Below are 19,671 nucleotides of genomic sequence, written 5' to 3'. Positions count from 1 at the left end.
TGATCCGGCCGCTCAAGGGCACGCTCCCGGAGGATTTCCCGGAGTTCCAGCGCCGCCTCATCCCGATCGACCGCAAGGCGATGACGGCGGAGCTGCCGTGGGGCGCGACGATTGCGCTCCGGCCCTTCTTCGGCATCCTGGCCACGGCGCCGCGCCCGGAGTACGGCACCGTGTCGTCGATCGAGCCGCGCGAGTTCGGCGGCAACATGGACAACAAGGAGCTGGTGCCCGGCACCTCCCTGTTCCTTCCCGTCTTCGTGCCCGGCGCCAACTTCTCGGCGGGCGACGGGCACGCGGTGCAGGGCGACGGCGAGGTATGCCTCACCGCCCTTGAGACCTGCCTGAGCGGCACCTTCGAACTGGTGCTGCACAAGAAGATGAAGCTCGCCTTCCCCCGCGCTGTGACGCCCACCCACTACATTGCGATGGGGATGGACCCCGACCTCGACGACGCGGCCCGGCAGGCGCTCCGCCACATGATGGCCTGGCTCAGGGAACTCAGGGGCTGGACACCCGCCGAAGCCTACGTGTTCTGCAGCCTCGCGTGTGACCTGCACGTGACGCAGCTCGTCGACGGCAACAAGGGCATCCACGCCATGGTGAGCCGCGACCTGCTGGAATAGCCTGTGACCCCGGACTCGCCGGCGACCACCCGGGCGCCGGCCTGCGGGAGGTCGCGCTGCCCACTCCGGGCGACTCTGAGCGAAAGACCGCAGCGCTGCGCGCCGAGCGGGCGACCGGCCCTTCGGGCGCGGGGGGCCGGTCGCCCGTGACACGACGCGTCGGCGCCTTGCCCGCGTCGCGCGAGCGCTCAGGCAGAGAGCGCCGCGAGCACCCGCTCGGGGATGAACGGCGTATGGCGCAGCCTCGCCTTGGTGACCGCGTAGACCGCGCTCGCGACGGCGGGTGTGACGAGCGGGGTGGCCATCTGCCCCACACCCGTCGGCGGGTTGGGCGTCGAGAGCAACTTCACGTGCATCTCGGGGACGTCGCGCATGCGCGGCACGACGTAGTCGTAGAAGTTCGACTGCTGCACGAGCCCGTCCTTGAAGGTGATGCGCTCGGTGAGCGCGAGTCCCAGGCCGTAGACGATGGAGCTTTCGGTCTGCGCCACGATGTTGTCCGGCTGCACCGCGATGCCGGGGTCGATCGCCACCCAGAAGTTGTGGACCCGGATGCGGCCGGTCTGGCGGTCGACCGACACTTCGGCCACGCCCGCGAGCATCGTGGCCGAGTAGTCGATGAAGGCGAAGCCGAGGCCGCGGCCCGGACGCGGGCGCCGGTAGTCCGACATCTCGACGACCGCCTTGACGACCGCCTGCCCGCGCGGCGTGTTCTTCAGCAGCTGTAGTCTCAGCTCGACGGGGTCGATGCCACGCCGCGCCGCGATCTCGTCGAGGAAGGCTTCGGTCGCGAACTTGTTCGCGACGACGCCGATGCCGCGCAGCGCCGAGGTGCGGATCCCGGTTTCCTGCCCGAGCTGCTCGGCCATCCGGTTCGGGACGTCGTAGGTCCTGATCTCGGCTCCCAGGACGGCGATGAGGTCGACCTCCTTGAATACGCCCTTGTAGCGGACCGGGTCCATATAGGGGGTCACCCAATCGCACGCGAGCCGATGCTGCCAGGCGACGATGCGACCCGAGGCGTCGAGCGCGGCGCGCATGAAATGCGCGCTCATCGGCCGGAAGCGGCCGTTTCGCACGTCGTCCTCGCGGGTCCACATGAGCTTGACGGGCCGTCTCACCTCCTTCGAGAGGAGCACCGAATCGACGACGAACTCCTCGTCGCGGTGGCCGCGGCGGCCGAACCCGCCGCCGAGCAGCGTCTGGTGGTAGCGCACCTTCTCCGGGGGGATGCCGAGGGCCTTCGCCACCGCCGTCACGGCCATCGTCTGCCCCTGGCTCCCGACCCAGATCTCGCACGCGTCACCCGCCGGCGAGACCGAGGCCAGCGAGTTGAGCGGCTCCATCTGCGCGTGGTAGGCGTAGTCGCAGCGATACTCGGCCTCGACCACCGTCGCCGCCTTCGCCATCGCACCGGGGGCGTCGCCCACCTTGTCCCATGGCTTGCCCGCGGTCTTCAGATCGCGCGCCGCGGCCGAGTAGCGGGCGATCGCCCGGTCGCTGTCGAAGCCCCACCCTCGCGCGCGGCGGTCCCACGTCACCTTGAGCGCGTCCTTGGCGGCGAACGCCGCCCACGGCGTCTCGGCGATCACGCCGAGGCCGAACGGCAGCCTCACGATCCTGACCACGCCGGGGACCGCGCGCGCTGCGCCATCGTCGATCTGCGCCGGCGCGCTGTCCTCGACCGGCGCGCGGAGGATCGCGCCGTAGAGCATTCCCGGGACCTGGACGTCGATGCTGTACTCGGCCGTGCCGTTCACCTTGCCGGGCAGGTCGACCCGCATCACGTCCTTGCCGATCAGCCGGAACTCGCTCGGCTTCTTGAGCGCTTCGGGCTTGATCTCGGGCGCCTTCGCCGGAATCTCGGCGAACGCCGCGATCTCGCCATAGCTCAGGCGCCGGCCGGACTTCGCGTGCACCACGACGCTCGGCTCGGTAGACAGCTCGGCGACCGGTACTGCCCAGCGGCGCGCGGCGTTCTCGAGCAGCACCCGCCGCACCTGGGCGCCGAAGATGCGGAGCGGCTGGAAGTAGGCGCGCACGGCGGCCGAGCCCGCCGTGTACATCAGGCCACCGAACGCGGGATTGCCGTACAGCCTGTCGCTCGGGGGGGCGGGCACGATGCGCACCTTCGACCAGTCCGCGTCGAGCTCCTCGGCGATGATCAGCGGCAGCGAGGTGAGCGAACCCTGTCCCATCTCCGCCGCGGGCGACTGGATGTAGATGCTGCCGTCAGTTGCAATGCTGACCCAGGGGTTGAAGGCGGGCGCACTGCCCGGCGTCGCGGCGGCCAGAACCGCGTTACGGCTCTCCGTGGTAGCGAGCCCCGCGCACCCGGGGAGCAACACCACTCCGAACGTGAGACCGGCGGCACCGACCATGAACTCGCGCCGCGTCATGCCGGCTTGCGGGCTCATCTCGTTCACAGGCGTCGTCATGGCTCAGCCCTCCCTCACCGCACGCTCGATCGCGCGGACGATCCGCTGGTAGGTCCCGCACCGGCAGATGTTGGCCGACATGTGCTCGATGATCTCGGTGCGCGTCGGACGCGGATTCTTCGCGAGCAGCGCGGCCGCGTTCATGATCTGGCCGGACTGGCAGTAGCCGCACTGCGGCACGTGCTCGGCGAGCCACGCCCGCTGCAGCGGATGCAGGCCGGGCTGGGACAGCCCTTCGATGGTGGTGACCGAGCGCCCGCGGACCGCCTCGACGGGCGTCTGGCAGGAGAACGTCGGCTCGCCGTCGATGTGCACCATGCAGGCGCCGCACTGCGCGGCTCCACAACCGTACTTGGTGCCGGTGAGCTTCAAGTGCTCGCGTAGCACCCACAGCAAGCGCGTGCTCCCTGGAACATCGACACGGACCGGTCTTCCATTGACTCTAAAGTCGACAGCCATGATGTCCTCCTTTCGCTGGTGGTCGGATTGATGGAGGAGTCGCTGAGGGCCCCCCGCGCGACGACCCCCGCACAGCGCGCAGGGGAACACATAGCGCCGCGCCACCCGCCCTGTCAAGGCGGACCCGGCGCAGCCTCGGGGTGATCATTTCGCGTCCCACGGGAGGCTCTGACCCAAGCCGTGTGTCAGCCCCTGGACGTCCTCGGGTTTGTAGACGTGCCGGGGCGGCGACTCGAAGGTCATGTACGGCGTGATCCGCAGCATGACCCGTTGCTCCCGGCGCGACATCTCCGCGACATGCGCCCGGTAGGACTCGGGAATCGGCTGCTCCGCCATCAGTCCGGCGATCCGCATCCCCAGGTCGACGACGGGGTCGAAGTCCGTGACGATCGTCGCGTTCCCGTACACCAGGAGATAGGTCGGCGGCCACTTCTCATCGAGGACGCAGAGCGACACCTTCGGGTTGCGCCCGACGGCCTTGGCCTTGGCGCGTTCCGCCATGGTGTAGACCAGGATGTCGCCGCCGTCCATGACGTAGTAGACGACGGTCATCGCCGGACCGTGGTCGCGCCGGGCGTAGGCGAAGATGCCGATGCGATGCGCCCGAACGAATTCCCGGCGCTCATGAGCGTTCATGGTGGTCTCAGCACCCCCTGCTGATCCCTATACAGCGGGAACGATGATGCGGTCAAGCGGGAAGCGGTCCGGCAGCCACCGACTCCGGGCCACAGAATTAGCCCTCATTGGATTCAAAACAGCTGCCAGAGCTTCTGGGGCTGGGCCAGGCTCCCGGGGTCGCCCGCGTACACGATCCGGCCCACCTTCATGACGTACACCCGCCCGGCGATCCGCAGGGCCTGTGTGACGTTCTGCTCGACCAGGAGGACCGCGGTCTTGAAGCCTCGGTTGATCTCGATCACGGTTTCCAAGACCCGCTGCACCAGGAACGGGGCCAGGCCGAGTGAGGGCTCGTCCAGGAGGAGGAGCTTCGGGCGCATGACCAGCGCCATCCCGAGCGCCAGCATCTGCTGCTGCCCGCCGCTCAGCGTTCCCGCCTTCTGGTGGTCGCGCTCGCGCAGGATCGGAAACAGCCTGAACACGGCCTCCAGTCGGTCGCCCAGGTCCGCCGTCCCTGCCGCATCGGCGGCCAGCTCCAGGTTCTCCCGGACGGAGAGATCGGGAAAGACGCCATGCCCCTGGGGCACGAAGGCGATGCCCTCGCGCACGTTCAGGGCGGGGCGGCGGCCGTCAATTCGCGCACCCTGGTAGCGGATCTGGCCCTCCCGGAGCCGGAGGAGTCCGAAGATGGTTCTGAGCAGCGTGGTCTTGCCCGCGCCGTTGTGCCCGATGACCGCCACGACCTCCTCCTCGGCGATCTCCAGCGAGATCTGCCGCAGGACGGTCTTCTTCCCGTACCCGGCCACGACGTCCCGCACCTCGAGCAGCATGGGCTCCGGCTTCAGGCGCCGAAGTAGATGTCGGCCAGACGGGGATCGGCCATGATCTCGCCTGGCGTCCCGCTGGCGATGACCCGCCCCTCGTCGAGGAAGATGACAGGATCGGCGAGCCCCTTGATCACGTCCAGGTTGTGCTCGATGACGCAGACCGTTTTGCCGTACTCCGGCAGGCGCCGGATCAGGGCCATGATCGCCTCCACGCTCGTCGGATCCAGGCCCGAGGCCGGCTCGTCCAGAAGCAACAGGTCGGCCTGGGTCGCCAGGAGCCGCGCGAGCGCCAGGAGCTTCTGCTCGGCGTAGGAAAGATCCTCCGCCAGCTCCCCGACCTTCTCGGCGAGGCCCACGAAGGCCAGCAGCTCGTAGGCTCGCTCGATGTTGTCGCGCTCAGCGCGGAGGACCCGGGGCGCGGCCAGAAAGGCGGAGCCGAGCCGCTCTCCCCGTTGTCCCGGCAGCGCGACCAGGACGTTCTCGAGCACGCTCATCCGTGGGAAGAGCCGGAGATCCTGAAATGACCGGACGATCCCGAGCCGGGCGATCTCGTGAGGCTTCGACCCTCCGAGGTCGCGGCCCCGGTACGCGATGCTGCCGGCGTCGGGCTCCACAAAGCCCGTGATCACGTTGAAGGCGGTGGTCTTGCCGGCCCCGTTCGGACCGATCAGCCCCATGATTCTCCGCTCCTCGAGGGTCAGAGAGAGATTGTCGAGCGCGCGAATCCCGCCGAAGCTCTTGGACACCCCACGGAGTGCGAGGAACGGCGGGCCGGCACTCCTGCCGGCCGCCTGCGCGCCGCCCGCGGGATTTCCGAGCCTGACCTCGAGCGGTGAGCTGTCGAGCTTCTTCTCCTTCGGAAGCGCTTTCAGGCCGCGCCTGGCTGTGGGGCGCTCGCCGATCAACCCCTGGGGGCGAAAGCGCACGAACAGAACCAGCAGGAGGCCGTAGAGGATCTGGCGAAACGGCGCGGCAATGGCGTCGGGAATCCTGAGAAAGCGCAGAGCCTCCGGCGCCACGACCAGCGCCGTCGTCCCCACGAGCGAGCCCCAGAGGTTCCCCGCCCCGCCGACCAGCACCACGGCCATGATAAAGATCGACTCGTCCAGCGTGAAGCTCAGCGGATTGATGAAGGTCACGTAGTGGGCGTAGAAGCTCCCCGCCACCGCCGCCAGGCCACCGGCCAGCGCGAAGACCGCGATCTTGAAGTACACGATGTCCTTACCCAGCGACTGGCTCGCCACCTCGTCCTCCCGGATCGCCTTGAGCACCCGCCCGAAGGGAGAGCGGGCGATCCACCACGTCACCAGGAAGCAGAGGCCGGCAACCGCCACGGCGAGCGGGAGATAGGTGAGCGGCGAGAAGATCTTGATGCCGAAGAGCTCAGGCCTCGGGATCCCGGTCAGCCCGCCTTCGCCACCCGTCACGGCGAGCCAGTTGAGCATCACACCGAACACGATCATCTGAAAGCCGAAGGACGCGATCACCAGGTAGTCCCCCCGCACCCTGAGGGCCGGCACCCCGATCGCGCCGCCCACCAGCGCGGTGAGAAGCACCGCGGCCAGCAGGGCCAGCGGAAAGCTCACCCCGAAGCGCAGCGCCAGGAGCGCCGAGGTGTAGGCGCCGATCCCGTAGAAGGCGGCGTGGGCGATGGAGAAGAGGCCGGTGTAGCCGATGAGGAGGTTGTACGAGGTGCTCAGGATGCTGTAGAGCGCAACGAGGATGGCGATGTGGATGAAGTAATCCATCCGTCAGATCTCGGCCTTCCTGAGCTTGACGCCGAACAGCCCTGTGGGCCGGAACAGGATGACCACCAGGAGGATGCCGAAGGCGATGGCGCTCTGCCACTCCGAGGGCACAAGCCAGATCCCCCAGTTGCGCGCGAGCCCGATGATCAGGCCGCCGAGCGCCGCGCCCGGCAAGCTCTCGACCCCGCCGACGATGACGGCAATGGCGGCCATGAGGACCGCCGTTACCCCCATGTCGGGCGTCGCGCCCTTGTCCAGCGTGTAGAGGATGGCGGCAGGGGCGGCCAGGGCCGAGCCGATGGCGAAGGCGGTGACGAAGACCCGCCGCGTGTCGATCCCGACGATCTCCGCCATCTCCGGGCTGTTCGCCACCGCGCGCATGGTCCTGCCGCTGCGCGTGCCGTAGAGGTAGAGCAGCAAGATGCCGAAGAGGCCCCAGCTCACCAGCACCACCGTGAGGTGGAGCGTGGTAAAGGCGACTCCGCCGAGCACGATCAGGCGGGAGGGAAAGCCGGAGAGAATCTTGGCGTCGGTGCCGAAGAAAATGGCGATCGCATTCTCGATGATGATCAGCACGCCGAGGGAGGCGATCAGGATGGTCAGCTGGGAGGCGTACAGGCGGCGCAGCGGCTGATAGACCAGGACCTCGATCCCGACGCCGACGAGGCCAGCCGCCGCCACCGCCAGAACCACGGCCAGCCCCAGGGGGATCGAGAGCTTTTCGGCGAAGGCGTAGGCGGCATAGGCGGCAGCCGTGTAGACGATCCCGTGGGCGAAGTGGAAGGTCCGGGTGGTGGCCAGGATGATCCCGAAGCTGATCGCGAGGAGCGCAAACAGGCTGCCGCCGATGAGCCCGTTGACGGTGAGCTGGGCGAAGAGCTCGAGCAATTACTCCACCAGCCTCTTGACGGTCGGCTTTCCGCCCTTGACCTCGAAGATGGCGACCGGTTTGGCGGAGGTCCCATCATCGTTGAAGGTTATGCTGCCGCCGTAGACGCTGGGAAACTTTCGCTTGGCCAGCAACGCCTCCCGGAGCTGGACGCCGCTTCGCGGGTCTCTGCCCTTCTGCTTGATCTCCCGGATCAGCTCGGCCAGGACGTAGACACCTTCATAGTAGTTGGCCGCATAGAAGTCCGGCGGCTCGCCGTGCTTCTTCCGGTAGTCCTGGATGAAGCGCGCCGTCCACTCCGCCTTGCTGTCCAGGTCCAGATAGTCGGAGGCGTACTCGTACCCTTCCATGGCGCCCCCGGCAACGGCCTGGCCGTCCGGCGTCCAGTCGATTCCCACCAGCGGAACGGTGATCCCGATGTCTTTGGCCTGCTTGATGATGAAGCCGAGGTCCTTGCCGTAGGACCAGGTCGCCACCACGTCCGGCCGCGCCGCCTTGATCTTGGCGAGCTGTGCGGTGTAATCTGTCGCGCCGAGCTCGTGGACCTCCATCGCCACGATGCTCCCGCCCAGCTTCTCCCAGACCGGCCTCACCTGGTCGCGGACCGTGATCCCGGAGGGATCGTTCCTGTAGATCATGGCCAGCTTGCGCGCCCCCCGGTTGCGGAAGGCGTGCTCGGTGATGACCTGGCCCAGATAGCTTCCGACCATCCGGTTGTTGACGAGATAGGCCTTCCCCACCAGGTCCGGGCTCCAGCCGCCGCCGTTCAGCATCAGGACCTTGTGCTCGGCGGCGATCGGGTAGGCGGCCAGGGTCGGGGCGCTGTAGGAAGTCAGGATGAAGGGGACCTTGTCGATGCTGACCAGCTTGTTGATGGCGTTGACCCCCTCCTTCGGCTGGCCGCTCTTGTGATCCTCGATGACCAGCTCCAGCTTGATCCCAGGGATCCCGCCCCTGGCGTTGATCTCCTCGATGGCCAGGAGCGCGCCCCGGCTCATCACCCGCCCGTAATAGGCTCCCGGACCGGTCATGGCCAGGATGGCCCCGAGCTTGTAGGGTTCAGCCGCGCGCGCCGGGGCCGAGCCCCAGGCTGTGCCCAGGCCGAGAACGGCAAGAATGAGCGCTATCCACCTCCGCATGGCTCTCCTCCCCCGTGTGTCCGCAACCGGTTTTCCTTCATCCCCGCAAAGCGCGTGCAGCGGCGCGTCGCCCGCAGGCACCCCGCACTGAGCGCGCCGCCGGCGCTGTCATCTTAGGGACTTCCGTCACGCCCGTCAACGCGGGGCGCCCGGGCCCGACGTTTCGTGCTAGATTATCGGAGGGGGCCTCGCCGGCCCCCTCCGAAGCCTCCCCCAGAGCTTGCGCGGGCAGAGCCCGCGCTCGAAGAACGCGTGCATGCTAGAGTGAGGCGACACGCGCAGAAGGGGGAACCCATGGCGGTCGATCGCTCGTACGTCTCGCCGAACAATGCCGAACGCCAGCGCCTCCGGGCCCTCGTCGACCGGCTGAGCGACGAGCAGCTGAGCCGCCCGCTCGGCTCAGGCTGGACGATTGCCGGCGTGCTGGGCCACCTGGCGTTCTGGGATCAGCGCGTCCTGGTTCTGCTCGAGCGCTGGGAGCAGGGTGGTCCCGGGTCGGCCCCGCCTCCCATCAATCGCGGCGACGTCGACTGGATCAACGACGCCGCCAAAGCCCTCTGCCTGGCGCTTCCCCCGCGCACGGCGGCGCGGCTTGCGGTCGCCACGGCTGAGGCGGTCGATGGGAAGGTGCAAGCGCTGTCCGAAGAGCTGGCCGCGGCGAATGCGGCCGCGGGAACCCCGATCAATCTCCTCCGCGCCCAGCACCGGCGCGAGCACCTGGACGAGATCGAGCGCGCCCTGAAGGGCTGAGTCTCACCGTTTCAACGATCTTCTCCGGATACCCTAAGAAGCTCTATGACTTCTCCGGCGAGCTGAACAGCAATTTCCGCATCTGAGACCAAAAACGCCCGAGTCGAGTTGTAGTCGGCGTGGGCGCGCTTGCCACGCAGTCGATCGAGCTTTAGACCTGTGGCCTCCGTTTCTGGCCGTTCCTGAAGACGCCTGATCACTTCGGCGTGAACTCCATCTCGATGAATCTCTGCACCATGCCGCCGCTCAATAGCCTCGCGGGACTTGTGGTGAGCTGCATAGTACGCCCGGCTCGCCGCGGCTCGCCAAGCAGCTTCCGGCGGCTCGGGCGGCGCCGCCAGTATATTCGTGGCAAATACGAGGTACTCGTGCCAATCAAACATGCCGTTCGATCGTGACGTTGATGGCGAAACCGGCGCGTCGCGCCGTTCCTATGAACCACGTGCTGTCCAGTTCCCTCAGCCGCTCCAAAGCCATACGAACCGATTCCCGAACTGGTATCACGATGAACAACTTCTCCCACCCTTCATCCGGATCCGTGACAAGGTCCAAAATGGGCCGGACCTCACCAAACACTCGTCGAATCGCCACCCGCGCTTCAATCAGGACGGGCAACACTTCCCAGTGCTTAACGATATAAGCAAATAAACTGCCCCAGTCTGCGTCACGCAGAGTGAATTGGCCGCTCACGGCTTCTGCCAGGTCCACAAGAGACGCCGGCCGCCGATTCTCTTCAAACGCTTCTCTTTGCTCAATCGTATCGTACAGATCATCCGCCGTTGCAAGACCAGACACTGCCATCACTCTACTCCTTCGAGGCTAAGAGGAGCGCCACCAAACCACCGACAATGAGGCCCGCCAGCAAATTCTGTTGGGATCGCTGCAGTTGAAGCCGCTCCAGAACCCTCACCGCCTCCGCAACCGTCTCCGCTAAGTTGTCGCGATTGATGGTCAGCATTGCTCCCGTAACAGGAGGCTCAATGCCTTGATCGACGGCAGAAATGACATTCTGTGGGTTCAGCCCCGACTGCAGTGCCACGCTAAGTTCGCGGTTGACCCACTCAAGATCTTGCCCCAGGCTTGTCGCCACCACCACGAACGCATCAAGGTTCGTCAAAAGCTGTGCAATACGTGGAGGCGGCATGACCGCCTGCCAGCGCCGGTCAGGGACGATCGGCTCTATTCCCTTCCTCGCCGCCAGCTCTGCCACCCCATATATCGCTCCAAGCTCATGAGGAGCTACGCTGTGGCTGATATAAACGCGGAAAGGCATGTCAGACGCTCACGTGATCGACCAATGCAAGCAGCTCCATCCTGAGTTCTCCCAAACTGGACTATTCGCCCGCGAGCTCGCAGTGTCTCACAGGAAGAGTCTAGGCCATGGTGGGGCGGAACAGGGCTCGGACCTGTGACCTCGGCCTTGTAAGCGCTGCGCTCTCCCACCCTGAGCTATCCGCCCGCGACGTTCGAGTATCCTATGGGGAGCCCGAGGCGCTGGAGGGTCTCCCGCGTCGGCACGCCGTCGGCGTCCCAGCCCCTGAGCCGGTAGTACTCGTCCAGCATCCGGTCCAGCTCGTCCGGCGGGCAGTGCATGCCCGCCGACGCGCCCTCAGGGATCGGCTCGTGCATGACGCGCCAGGGGAGGACATCGTCCTTCCGCCGCACGCCTTCCCGGACGTTGAAGCAGCGCTCCAGGTTCACGATCCGCTCGCCGATCCGCTCCAGCTCCTCCACGTCCGTCCTCCAGCCGGTGATGGCCGAGACCATCCGGGCGTAGGGCTCACCCAGGAACAACCCGAACCCGCGCTCGGAGGTGAAGCGGCAGACGACCAGGGAGTCGTCCACGGCGGTGAAGTGCTGGCTCCGAACCGCGAACTCGGGCTTCCCGTCGGGGCTCCGCCGGTCGAAGCCCTGAGCGTACTGGGGCGTCGGGCGCGTGTCGTGGTGGCTCCCGCCCCGCGTCGCGGTGGCGTAGCCGATCGACATCCCCTTGAGCGCACGCGCCGAGTGCGCCGGCAGCTCCAGGCGCTTCACGGCGTAGACCATCCTGAGCGCCTCAGGCCCCAGCGACTCCGCCAGGCGCCAGGCCCCCTCGGCCAGGCGGTCGCCGAACCCCTGGCGCGCGGCCGTCAGCTCCACCAGCTTCAGCATCCCGCGCCAGTCACCCCAGCCGAAGGGAACCCCGATCTCCTTCGGATCGAGCCACCCCCGCTCGAGAGCCTCGCAGACGAAGGCGAGCGTGACGCCGAGGCTGATCGTGTCCATGCCGAGGAGATCGCAGAACTCGTTGGCTTTCGTCAGGGCCTCGGGGTTCGCGTTGCCGATCATGGAGCCGAGGGCGAAGAGCGTCTCGTATTCCGGCATCTTGGCGCGCGTGCCGCCGAACTCGCCGTCCTTGATCGCGTACTGCTTGCCGCAGGCCACGGGGCACTTGAGGCAGGTGGTGTCCCGGTCGTGGTAGTGGGCGTGCATCGCCTCGCCCGAGATCGCGCGCGCGTCGGCGTAGACCTCGGTGCGCGCGTTGTAGGCACCGAGACCGCCGAGAGTGTTGATCGGCTGAACGAGGAAGGGTGTGCCGAACGTGGAGAGCGCCTGCGTCCCCTTCTTCAAGGGCTCGCGGGCCTCCTCGACCAGGGCCTTGAGGGCCGCAGGGTCCGCCACCTCCGTCTTCCGCGCCCCTGCCACCACGACCGCCTTCACGTTCTTCGAGCCCAGGACGGCGCCGATCCCGCCCCGCCCCGAGATCCCCTCGCGGTTCTTCCAGTAGTGGGCCATGGCCGCGAAGCGGACGCGGTGCTCGCCGGCAGGACCGATCGCGATGACGTCGGCGTCGGGTCCTTCCGCGGCCTGGATGGCCTCCACGGTCTCGCGCGTGGTCTTCCCCCAGAGGGCGCGGGCAGGCCTCAGCTCGGCGCCGGCCTCCGTCACCTTCAGGTAGACCGGCGCGGGCGCGCGCCCGGTAATCAGAACGGCATCGAGGCCGGTCCGCTTCAGCGTGCAGGGAAAGCGGCCCCCGAAGGTGGAGTCGAAGAAGAGGCCGGTCAGCGGAGACTTGGTCGCGACGCAGGCCCGGCTGTTCCCCGGCACGGTGGTGTCGGTGACGGGGCCGACGGCGAAGACGACGGCGTCAGCCGGATCGTAGGGGTCTGCACCGGCCGGGACGTGGCGGCTCAACAGGTACACGGCGAGGCCGTTGCCGCCGAGATAGTTCCGCGCAACCTCCTCTCCGAGCGGCTCGCTCCACACGCGCCCGGTTCCGACGTCGGCGAAGAGCACCCGCCCGCCGTAGCCCTTCATCGCGGCACCAGTATAGCGGGAATCCCAGGGCCTGCCTACCGGGGATGCGCGGAAGCCGTCACGGGCTCTGGCCGAGCTGCTGGAGCGCCTTGCGCGCCTCGGCTGCGAGCTCCGGTTCGACCGACGGCTGGGCCAGGAGCTTCCGGTAGACGGTGACCGCCGAGCTGGACTCCTTGAGGGCCTCGAAGCTCTGGCCGGCGGCGAGCAGCGCCCGGCGCGCCCACGGGGTCTGCGGAGCCAGGTACGCCGCGGTCATGTACGCCTCCACCGCCTCAGCGTGAAGGCTCCGGGCCCGATAGCCTTCACCGAGCCTGAAGGCGGCCTCCCCGCGGAAGCCCGCGTCACCCTCGCCCAGCACCTGCTCCAGCACCTGGCGGGACTCATCCCATCGTCCGAGCTCCTGGAGGAGCCGTGCCCGGGCCATCTGGGCGGTGCCGGCGAGCTTCGAACGAGGCTCCTCCCGGACGAGTCGCGCGAGCGCCTCGACGGCCCCGGCTCGCTCGCCCGTGGCCTCCTGAGCCTCCGCCAGGAGCAGGAGCGCCCGGGGAAGACGCGGATCACGGGCGGCGGAGGCGACAAAAGATTCGAGGAGGCCGCGAGCCTCGGCGGGGGCCCCGGTCCGCAGGAGCGCCTCGGCCAGATCCAGCCTTGACTCGGCGGCGTGCGGGCTTCCGGGATAGCGGATGAGCAGGAGCTGGTAGCTCTCCACGACCAGCGGCCACTCCTTGACCGCGACCGCGCCGGCGCCCAGACGCGCCAGGGCGTCGTCGGCGGCCTCGTCTCCCGGAAAGTCATTCACGAGCCTCAGCGTCCAGTGGCGCGCCTCCGCCCAACGCTTCTCCTCCACCGTGACGGCCGCGAGCGCATAGACCACCCTCGGAACGAGGGCGCCCGGGTAGGGCGAGGCCAGGAAGGCGGTCGCCGCCTGGGGGAACGCCGTGCGCTTTCCTTCGTGGAAGGCCGCAGCCGCGGCTCCGTACTCGGCCAGCACGCGGACGGGCTCGCCCGCTGCCTCGCGCGCCTGGAGGAAGTGGCGCTCGGCCTCGGCCCACCGGCGCAGCGCGAGGGCCGCGCTCCCGAGGCCGAGGTGCGCCAGGACGTCCTCGCCCTGCTTGAGCGCCTCGTTAAACTCGGCCGTCGCCTCGGCCGGGCTCCCCGCCGCGAGGAGTGCGACGCCGGTCGCGAGCCGCATCCGCCCGACGAAGGGCGAGAGGGGAACGCTCTGCGTCAGCTCCTTGAGCCACGTCGACGCGGAGCGGTACTGGCCCGCGCGGAGCTCCAGGATCGCGCGGTTGAGCTTCGCGATGGGAGCGTGCGGATGGACGGGAAAGCGGCTCAGGAACTGATCCAGGAGACTCCCCGCCGTCGCGAGGTCGCCGGCCTGGGCGGCGAGCTCGGCCGCGAGCAGGAGCGCCTCCCCTGCGCGCGGGTCGCGCGGGAACGACCAGGCGAAGTCGAGCCAGCGCTGGCGCGCCGGCTCGAGCCGCCCGAGGCGGAACTCCGCCCAGGCGAGCGAGAGGAAGGCGCCGGCCGCCTCCGGGTGACCGCGAAACTCGGCGACGAACCGTCCGAACGCCTCCGCGGCGCTCTGGTACACCTTGTCCCGGTACGCGGCCTCTCCGCGCAGGAGCAGGGCGGCACCCGCCAGCTCTGGCGGAAGGGGCTGGCTCAGGAGGCCCCCGACCTCAGCGAGCGCTCGGCTGAACTCGCGCGCCTCGAGGTCCATCTGGGCGATCCGCAGCGTGGCGTGCCAGGCGAGCAAGCCTGCGGGCTGAATCGAACGCGTCAGCTCGAACTGGCTCCTGGCCTCGCCGCTCTGCCCCGCGCGTCGGTTCACCTCAGCGTTGAGGAGGAGCGCGTAGGCCCGGCTCGCGGGAGAGAGATTCAGCCCGAGGAGCTCCTGGACGAGCCCCTGCGCCTGGGCATCCCGGTTGTTCTCCACGCTGGCACGGAGCAGGAGAAGCAGGCCCGGCGCGGCCAGCGGGTGCTCGGCGGCCGCGGTCCTGAGCTGCCCGGCCGCCGCCTCGGCTGCCGGGAGATCGTCGAGGGCCAGGAACGCCCGCACGAGGCCGAAGCGGGCCCAGGCGTGCTCACCGCTGCTGGGGTACGCGGCGAGGAACGACTGGAAAGCCTTGGCGCTCTCAGCCGGGTGCCCGGCGGCCAGGGCCCACCAGCCCAACCGGAGCATGGCCGGCTCCAGGAGCGCGTGGGATCCGCCGCCGGTGAAGCGGCGAAGGTGGTCCTCGGCGGCCGCGTAGTCGCCGACCCGTCCGAGGGTCTCCCCGAACCAGAAGCTGAGCTCCCGGTCCAGGAGCGGGGGAAGCCGTCCGGTGCGGAAGAGGGCGTGCCACACGTCTCGCGCCTCCGCGTAGCGCCCCCGGGCATACAGGGCGAGCGCGCGCCCGTGGCTCGCGTAGGCCATGACCTCGTAGGGCGCGGGGCCCGCCAGGAGGCGCTCGAAGGTGGCGACAGCGCGGGCCGGGTCGTTCAGCTGGAGCGTGACCAACCCTAACGCCAAACTCCCGTGGAGCCCGAGCCCGGAGTGAGGGTTCTCCTGGCTCGCCATGAGAAAGTTCCGTCCCGAGGCGTCAAGCTGGTTGAGGCGGAGGAACGTCTCGCCGAGGAGAAAGCGCGCCTCCTGCCTCACACCGCCTTCGCCGCGTTCGGCGGCGGCTTCGAGGTACGCCCGCGCCTCTTTGAGGTCGCCTTCGGCGAAACGGGCGCGCCCGCATTCGAGCAGCTCGGAGCTGAACTTCAAAAACGTCCCAACGCAGGGGAGGAACTTCCGTGCCTCGGGGAGCGGGGCGGCGGGCCGGTTCGCCAGGTCGACCCACACGGCTGCGGCTGGCAGGGCTGGGAGCGCCTCGGGTGGCGCCGGAAGCGGCAACTCAAGGATTCTCACGGGAGGCTTGTCCAGGGGCGGCGCCGCCAGACGGAGCAGCGGCACCAGATCGGGCGCGGGCGGCTCGACAGGGAGCAGCGGAGCGGCGGAGGCGAGTCCGCCCCCCAGGACGGCCAAGCCCGCCAGCAGCGCGCCAGCCCGTCGCCGCATCCGGGCACCATCCATCAGTCGGCGCGCTCCCCTCTGGGCTTCGACGGCGCCTGGGCTTTGGCCCGGACTGCTGCCAGCCGGGCCTTGGCCCACTGCTTGAGCGCCTGGTCGGGGCTCTGGCCCGCCAACCTCCGGTAGCGCTCCGCCGCCTCCGCCCAGTGACGGAGCTCCTCGTGGGCCACCCCGCTGCCGGCCAGGGCGCGGAAGCGAAGAGCCGCATCGCCTGACTTGAGGGCGAGGGCGGCGTCGAAGGCTTTGAGCGCGGCCTGGAAGCGCTTGGCCTTGACCTCGCTCTCGCCGAGCAGGACGAGCGCTTCGAGGCGCACCCGATCTTCGGAGCTCTCGCTCGCCTCCTGCGCCAGGACCTCGGCCTCCTTGAGCTGGTTCCGCCTGAAGGCCGCCTGCGCCAGCTCGAGGGCCGCGCGCCTGGCGAGCACATGAGCCGGGAACTCGCGCCGCAGCGAGCTCCACGCCGCCTCCGCGTCCCTGGGCCGACCGAGCTCGCGCGCGAGCAGCGCCGCGTCGTAGAGCGCCTCGGGGGTCGGCGGCGATTGGCCCAGCAGCGTCCGGTACTCCTCGAGCAGCTCCGGCTTGCGCCCCTGGCGGAGCAGCGCCCCCGTGATCGCTCGCCGCGCCTCGGCCGCGGCCGCGTGGGTCGGATCGTCCGCGATGAACGCGCGGAGGTCGGCCACCCCTTCGTCAGTCTTCCCCGTGGCGAGGCGGGTCCACCCGAGAAGATAGCGCGCCTTGGGGAGCAGCGGGTGGCCGGGGTAGTGGGACGGGAAGCGCGCGAGAACCTCCTCGGCCTTCTCGGGCTGCTTGATCTGGACGAGGGTGCGCGCGAGGTGGTAGGCGGCCGACGGCGCCAGGCGATGCTCCGGCCACGCCTTGATGAGCTCACGAAACGCGGTCACCGCCGGGTCCGGGCGCTTCAGCTCGAGCTCGCACCAGGCGTACGCATAGAGGGCATCGGGGGCGAACGGGGAGGCGGCGTTCTCGGCCAGGAGCACGTCGTACACGGCCCGGGCCTCACGGTAGCGTTTCAGCCGGACCAGCGTCTGACCCTCCCAGAAGCGGGCCTCGTCCGCCTCGCCGCCCGGCGCGAGGCGCTGAGCCCGCCTGAAGCTCTCGAGCCCGGCAGCCGGATCGTCCAGCTCGAGCTGCGCCTTGCCCAGGAGCAGCGTGGCCTCGGCGAGCCTGGCATCGTCCGGGTAGCGCTCGACAAAGCGTTCCAGGACGCGGCGCGCCAGCGGGTAGAGCTGGTCGCCATAGGCCCGCGAGCCCACGAGCCAGAGGCGCTCCGCCTCTCCCTGGGCGGGCACCGCGTCCGGACCAACCAGGAGCAGCGGGAGGAATGCGAGGAGGGCGAGCACCGAACCCCGGAACTTCATCCGTCTACCTTCGAGACTAACACAACCGCGAGCGCTCAAAAAACCTCCGGCCCCTGCCGCCTGCGGAGCCCCGACACGTGGGGGGCGCGTCCTGCCCGATCCGCGCGCGTGCTATACTCAACTTTCGCGCGCACGGCAGCCGACCCTGAAGGATCCGGCGCACGGCGAGTTCTTCCGGGCGATTCGGCCGGCGACGACGATGGCAGAAGTGAGCCGGCTGATCGCCTCCGAGATGCTGGTCGAGATCGAGGCGGACGCCGTGATCGGTGAGTTCCGCTGAGGAGAGGGAACCCTTTGGACGCTGAGCGGGAGCTGCCCTACGCCTGGGTGATCGTGGCCCTGGCCTTCCTCGCCCTTGCCCTGGCCATGGGCATCCGGTCCACCATCGGGCTGCTCGTGAACCCGTGGGAGGCGGAATTCGGCTGGAATCGGGCTGCGGTGAGCCTGACCGCGTCCTTCGGCTTTCTGGCCTATGGCCTCGCCCAGCCCCTGGCCGGGCGCTGGGCCGACCGCTACGGCCCGCGGCTGGTGTTCGCCGGCAGCCTCGCGCTCCTGGGCCTCTCCACGGTGGCGGTCGGGTTGATCCGCTCGCTCTGGCAGGCCTACCTCGTCTTCGGCATCGGCCTCATGGCGTCGGTGGGCGGGGCCTCCAACGTCCCCGCGGCCGTGGCCATCGCCCGGTGGATCAAGCGCCGTAAGGCCCTCGCCGTGGGCATCGTGATGTCCGGCGCCGCCGCCGGCCAGCTCGTCCTGGTTCCCGCGATCGCCACGCTCATCAAGGCCTCGGGCTGGCGAATGGCGTTTGTCTGGAGCGGGGTCGGGGTGCTCCTGATCGCGCTCCCGCTGGTCTGGTTCTTCCTGAAGGACGACCCGCCGGGGAGCGCCGAAGCCCGCGCGGCCCGGGACATCGCCGACGGCCGGCCGCAGCCCTTCGGCGCGCTCGCGCGGCAGAAGAATTTCTGGTGGCTCGTGGGGAGCTTCTGGGTCTGCGGCGTCACCACGGCCGGCCTCATCGACACCCACCTGATCCCGTACGCCGAGGACGTCCACATCGAGACCATCACGGCCGCCGCCGCCTTCGGCGTCCTGGGAACCTTCAACGTCCTCGGCACCCTCTTCGCCGGCGCTATCTCCGACCGGTGGGGGCACAAGTGGGTCCTGGGCTGGGTCTATGCCGGGCGCGCGCTCACCCTCGTCTTCCTCCTGTTCGTACGCGAGCCCTTGATGCTCTTCGCCTTCGCCGTCGCCTTCGGCCTGGTGGACTTCGCCACGGTCCCTCCGACCACGGCGCTCTCGACCACGCTCTTCGGACGCCGCTCGGGCGGCACCGTGATCGGCCTCGTCTCGCTGAGCCACCAGGTCGGCTCGGCCATGGGCTCCTACGCGGGCGGGCTCATCCACGACGTGGCGGGCAGCTACGCGCTCTTCTTCCTGGGCGGGGCGCTCCTCTGCGCGGCGGCGGCGGCCATGAGCTGGGCGATCGTCGAGCACCGTGCCGTGGAGATGGTGCCATCGACGACGTAGCGGCCGGCGCCTGGTCCATGCCCCGGGCCTGAGCCCGTGCCCGGCGGGCGCGCCCTCGTCTTCGACCTGGACCACACGCTGGTCCGCTCCCCGCTCGATCTCCGCGCGATGGCGCGCGACCTCCTCGTCCTCCTGCAAGCGCGCGGCGTGACCCTTCCCGCCCGCGAGGCGCGCTGGTCGGCGCCCGAGCTGGCCCGCGTTGTCAGGGAGCGGGCCCCGGGACTCGAGGATGAGTTCTGGCAGATCGCCCGCGCGCACGAGGAGCAGGCGCTCCTGGACGCCCAGCTCGAGCCCGGAGCCCTCGAGGCTCTCCGGGCCGCGCGCGAGCTGGGGTTCAGGACAGCGGTCTGGACCAACAACGGCGGTGCCGTCAGCCGTCGGGTCCTCGAGCGCCTCGCCCTGGCTTCGCACCTGGACCTGATCGTCACCCGCGACGAGGTGCGCCACCTCAAGCCCGACCCCGACGGGCTCCGGGTCATCTCCCAACGGTGGCACGACCTGGAGGCCGCCTACGTCGTCGGCGACTCGTGGGTGGACGGCCTGGCCGCGCAGGCCGGCGGCGTGCCGTTCATTGCCTACCGGGCCGACCGGGAGGAGCTGGATCGGCGTGGCGTGAGGGTTTGGGCCGCGATCTCCCACCTCGCCGAGCTCCGCGCCCTCTTCGCCTAGGCCACCGCGACCGCTCCCGCTGGCCTATAATGGAGGCACGCCCAACGGGCGAGAGAGCGTCGGTGAACGACACGCCTCCGATGAAACGGCTCGCGGGCTGGCAGCAGCTGATGCTGCTCGGCTTCGTGCTCTGGGTCGTGCTCTCCGTCAACGAGCGGGGGCAGTGGCTCGCGGGGCCCGGGTACGACCGCTGGGCGATGGTCGTGCAGCTCCTGGCGGGCGTGACGATCCTCCAGGGTGCGTGCGA

Annotated in this window: 18 protein-coding genes and 1 tRNA gene; 5 read left to right on the top strand and 14 right to left on the bottom strand. The window is 69.2% G+C overall.

Translation table 11 applies throughout. The annotated features are described in order from the left end of the window. Positions 1-623 (top strand): acetamidase/formamidase family protein (locus HY726_13870; protein MBI4610084.1); only part of this gene is annotated, 623 nt, incomplete at its 5' end. A gap of 188 nt (positions 624-811) precedes the next feature. Here HY726_13870 and HY726_13865 read toward each other — a convergent pair. From HY726_13865 to HY726_13835, 7 genes are all read right to left on the bottom strand, one after another. Then, positions 812-3,049 (bottom strand): xanthine dehydrogenase family protein molybdopterin-binding subunit, encoded by a 2,238-nt coding sequence (locus HY726_13865; GenBank protein MBI4610083.1) that lies wholly within the window; start codon positions 3,047-3,049, stop codon positions 812-814. A 15-nt stretch (positions 3,050-3,064) separates the two neighbouring features. Beyond that, positions 3,065-3,520, bottom strand: coding sequence for a (2Fe-2S)-binding protein (locus HY726_13860; protein MBI4610082.1), 456 nt, complete (start codon positions 3,518-3,520; stop codon positions 3,065-3,067). Positions 3,521-3,664: 144 nt separating this feature from the next. Continuing rightward, positions 3,665-4,156 (bottom strand): PPOX class F420-dependent oxidoreductase, encoded by a 492-nt coding sequence (locus tag HY726_13855; GenBank protein ID MBI4610081.1) that lies wholly within the window; start codon positions 4,154-4,156, stop codon positions 3,665-3,667. 113 nt (positions 4,157-4,269) lie between these two features. Next, positions 4,270-4,968 (bottom strand): ABC transporter ATP-binding protein, encoded by a 699-nt coding sequence (locus tag HY726_13850; protein ID MBI4610080.1) that lies wholly within the window; start codon positions 4,966-4,968, stop codon positions 4,270-4,272. A gap of 11 nt (positions 4,969-4,979) precedes the next feature. Next, positions 4,980-6,713 carry a branched-chain amino acid ABC transporter ATP-binding protein/permease gene (locus HY726_13845; GenBank protein MBI4610079.1) on the bottom strand — a complete coding sequence of 578 codons (1,734 nt, stop codon included), beginning with the start codon at positions 6,711-6,713 and terminating at the stop codon, positions 4,980-4,982. Positions 6,714-6,716: 3 nt separating this feature from the next. After that, positions 6,717-7,601, bottom strand: a complete 885-nt coding sequence (locus HY726_13840) for a branched-chain amino acid ABC transporter permease (protein ID MBI4610078.1) — start codon at positions 7,599-7,601, stop codon at positions 6,717-6,719. Beyond that, entirely contained in the window at positions 7,602-8,741 is a 1,140-nt protein-coding gene (locus tag HY726_13835; protein ID MBI4610077.1) for an ABC transporter substrate-binding protein, read from the bottom strand. Positions 8,742-9,035: 294 nt separating this feature from the next. On the opposite strand from HY726_13835, the gene HY726_13830 reads away from it, so the two are divergent. After that, positions 9,036-9,491 (top strand): DinB family protein, encoded by a 456-nt coding sequence (locus HY726_13830; protein MBI4610076.1) that lies wholly within the window; start codon positions 9,036-9,038, stop codon positions 9,489-9,491. Between the two features lie 11 nt (positions 9,492-9,502). Here HY726_13830 and HY726_13825 read toward each other — a convergent pair whose 3' ends face one another. The 7 genes from HY726_13825 to HY726_13795 form a co-directional block, all read right to left on the bottom strand. Then, positions 9,503-9,874: a hypothetical protein gene (locus HY726_13825; protein ID MBI4610075.1), complete on the bottom strand. Its 372-nt coding sequence runs from the start codon at positions 9,872-9,874 to the stop codon at positions 9,503-9,505. Then, positions 9,867-10,292, bottom strand: a complete 426-nt coding sequence (locus HY726_13820) for a hypothetical protein (protein MBI4610074.1) — start codon at positions 10,290-10,292, stop codon at positions 9,867-9,869. The genes HY726_13825 and HY726_13820 overlap by 8 nt, the downstream gene beginning before the upstream one ends. Before the next feature lie 4 nt (positions 10,293-10,296). Then, positions 10,297-10,701, bottom strand: coding sequence for a hypothetical protein (locus tag HY726_13815; protein ID MBI4610073.1), 405 nt, complete (start codon positions 10,699-10,701; stop codon positions 10,297-10,299). A gap of 175 nt (positions 10,702-10,876) precedes the next feature. Then, positions 10,877-10,950 (bottom strand) — tRNA-Val (locus HY726_13810). After that, complete coding sequence (locus HY726_13805) at positions 10,941-12,788, bottom strand: aldehyde ferredoxin oxidoreductase family protein (protein MBI4610072.1); 1,848 nt, start codon at positions 12,786-12,788, stop codon at positions 10,941-10,943. The genes HY726_13810 and HY726_13805 overlap by 10 nt, the downstream gene beginning before the upstream one ends. Before the next feature lie 58 nt (positions 12,789-12,846). Next, positions 12,847-15,840, bottom strand: coding sequence for a tetratricopeptide repeat protein (locus tag HY726_13800; GenBank protein MBI4610071.1), 2,994 nt, complete (start codon positions 15,838-15,840; stop codon positions 12,847-12,849). A 14-nt stretch (positions 15,841-15,854) separates the two neighbouring features. Continuing rightward, positions 15,855-17,231, bottom strand: coding sequence for a tetratricopeptide repeat protein (locus tag HY726_13795; GenBank protein ID MBI4610070.1), 1,377 nt, complete (start codon positions 17,229-17,231; stop codon positions 15,855-15,857). A 294-nt stretch (positions 17,232-17,525) separates the two neighbouring features. Here HY726_13795 and HY726_13790 point away from each other — a divergent pair, with 294 nt between their 5' ends. The 3 genes from HY726_13790 to HY726_13780 form a co-directional block, all read left to right on the top strand. Continuing rightward, on the top strand, positions 17,526-18,755 hold the full coding sequence (locus HY726_13790; GenBank protein MBI4610069.1) for an MFS transporter: 1,230 nt from the start codon (positions 17,526-17,528) through the stop codon (positions 18,753-18,755). A gap of 36 nt (positions 18,756-18,791) precedes the next feature. After that, the gene (locus HY726_13785; GenBank protein MBI4610068.1) at positions 18,792-19,424 is read left to right on the top strand and encodes an HAD hydrolase-like protein; all 633 of its coding nucleotides are present in this window, start codon (positions 18,792-18,794) and stop codon (positions 19,422-19,424) included. 80 nt (positions 19,425-19,504) lie between these two features. Then, positions 19,505-19,671: hypothetical protein (locus HY726_13780; protein MBI4610067.1), on the top strand; the 167-nt coding region annotated here is incomplete at its 3' end.

The organism is Candidatus Rokuibacteriota bacterium (assembly GCA_016209385.1).
Taxonomy (GTDB): Bacteria; Methylomirabilota; Methylomirabilia; order Rokubacteriales; family CSP1-6; genus JACQWB01.
Note: the sequence above shows the minus strand (reverse complement) of the source record. Positions and strands in the feature narration are given on the sequence as shown.

Excerpts from the sequence above, each read along its gene's own strand:
- HY726_13860 (MBI4610082.1), bottom strand. The coding sequence starts at position 3,520 with ATGGCTGTCGACTTTAGAGTCAATGGAAGACCGGTCCGTGTCGATGTT.
- HY726_13855 (MBI4610081.1), bottom strand. The coding sequence starts at position 4,156 with ATGAACGCTCATGAGCGCCGGGAATTCGTTCGGGCGCATCGCATCGGC.
- HY726_13850 (MBI4610080.1), bottom strand. The coding sequence starts at position 4,968 with ATGCTGCTCGAGGTGCGGGACGTCGTGGCCGGGTACGGGAAGAAGACC.
- HY726_13845 (MBI4610079.1), bottom strand. The coding sequence starts at position 6,713 with ATGGATTACTTCATCCACATCGCCATCCTCGTTGCGCTCTACAGCATC.
- HY726_13835 (MBI4610077.1), bottom strand. The coding sequence starts at position 8,741 with ATGCGGAGGTGGATAGCGCTCATTCTTGCCGTTCTCGGCCTGGGCACA.
- HY726_13830 (MBI4610076.1), top strand. The coding sequence starts at position 9,036 with ATGGCGGTCGATCGCTCGTACGTCTCGCCGAACAATGCCGAACGCCAG.
- HY726_13825 (MBI4610075.1), bottom strand. The coding sequence starts at position 9,874 with ATGTTTGATTGGCACGAGTACCTCGTATTTGCCACGAATATACTGGCG.
- HY726_13820 (MBI4610074.1), bottom strand. The coding sequence starts at position 10,292 with ATGGCAGTGTCTGGTCTTGCAACGGCGGATGATCTGTACGATACGATT.
- HY726_13805 (MBI4610072.1), bottom strand. The coding sequence starts at position 12,788 with ATGAAGGGCTACGGCGGGCGGGTGCTCTTCGCCGACGTCGGAACCGGG.
- HY726_13800 (MBI4610071.1), bottom strand. The coding sequence starts at position 15,840 with ATGCGGCGACGGGCTGGCGCGCTGCTGGCGGGCTTGGCCGTCCTGGGG.
- HY726_13795 (MBI4610070.1), bottom strand. The coding sequence starts at position 17,231 with ATGAAGTTCCGGGGTTCGGTGCTCGCCCTCCTCGCATTCCTCCCGCTG.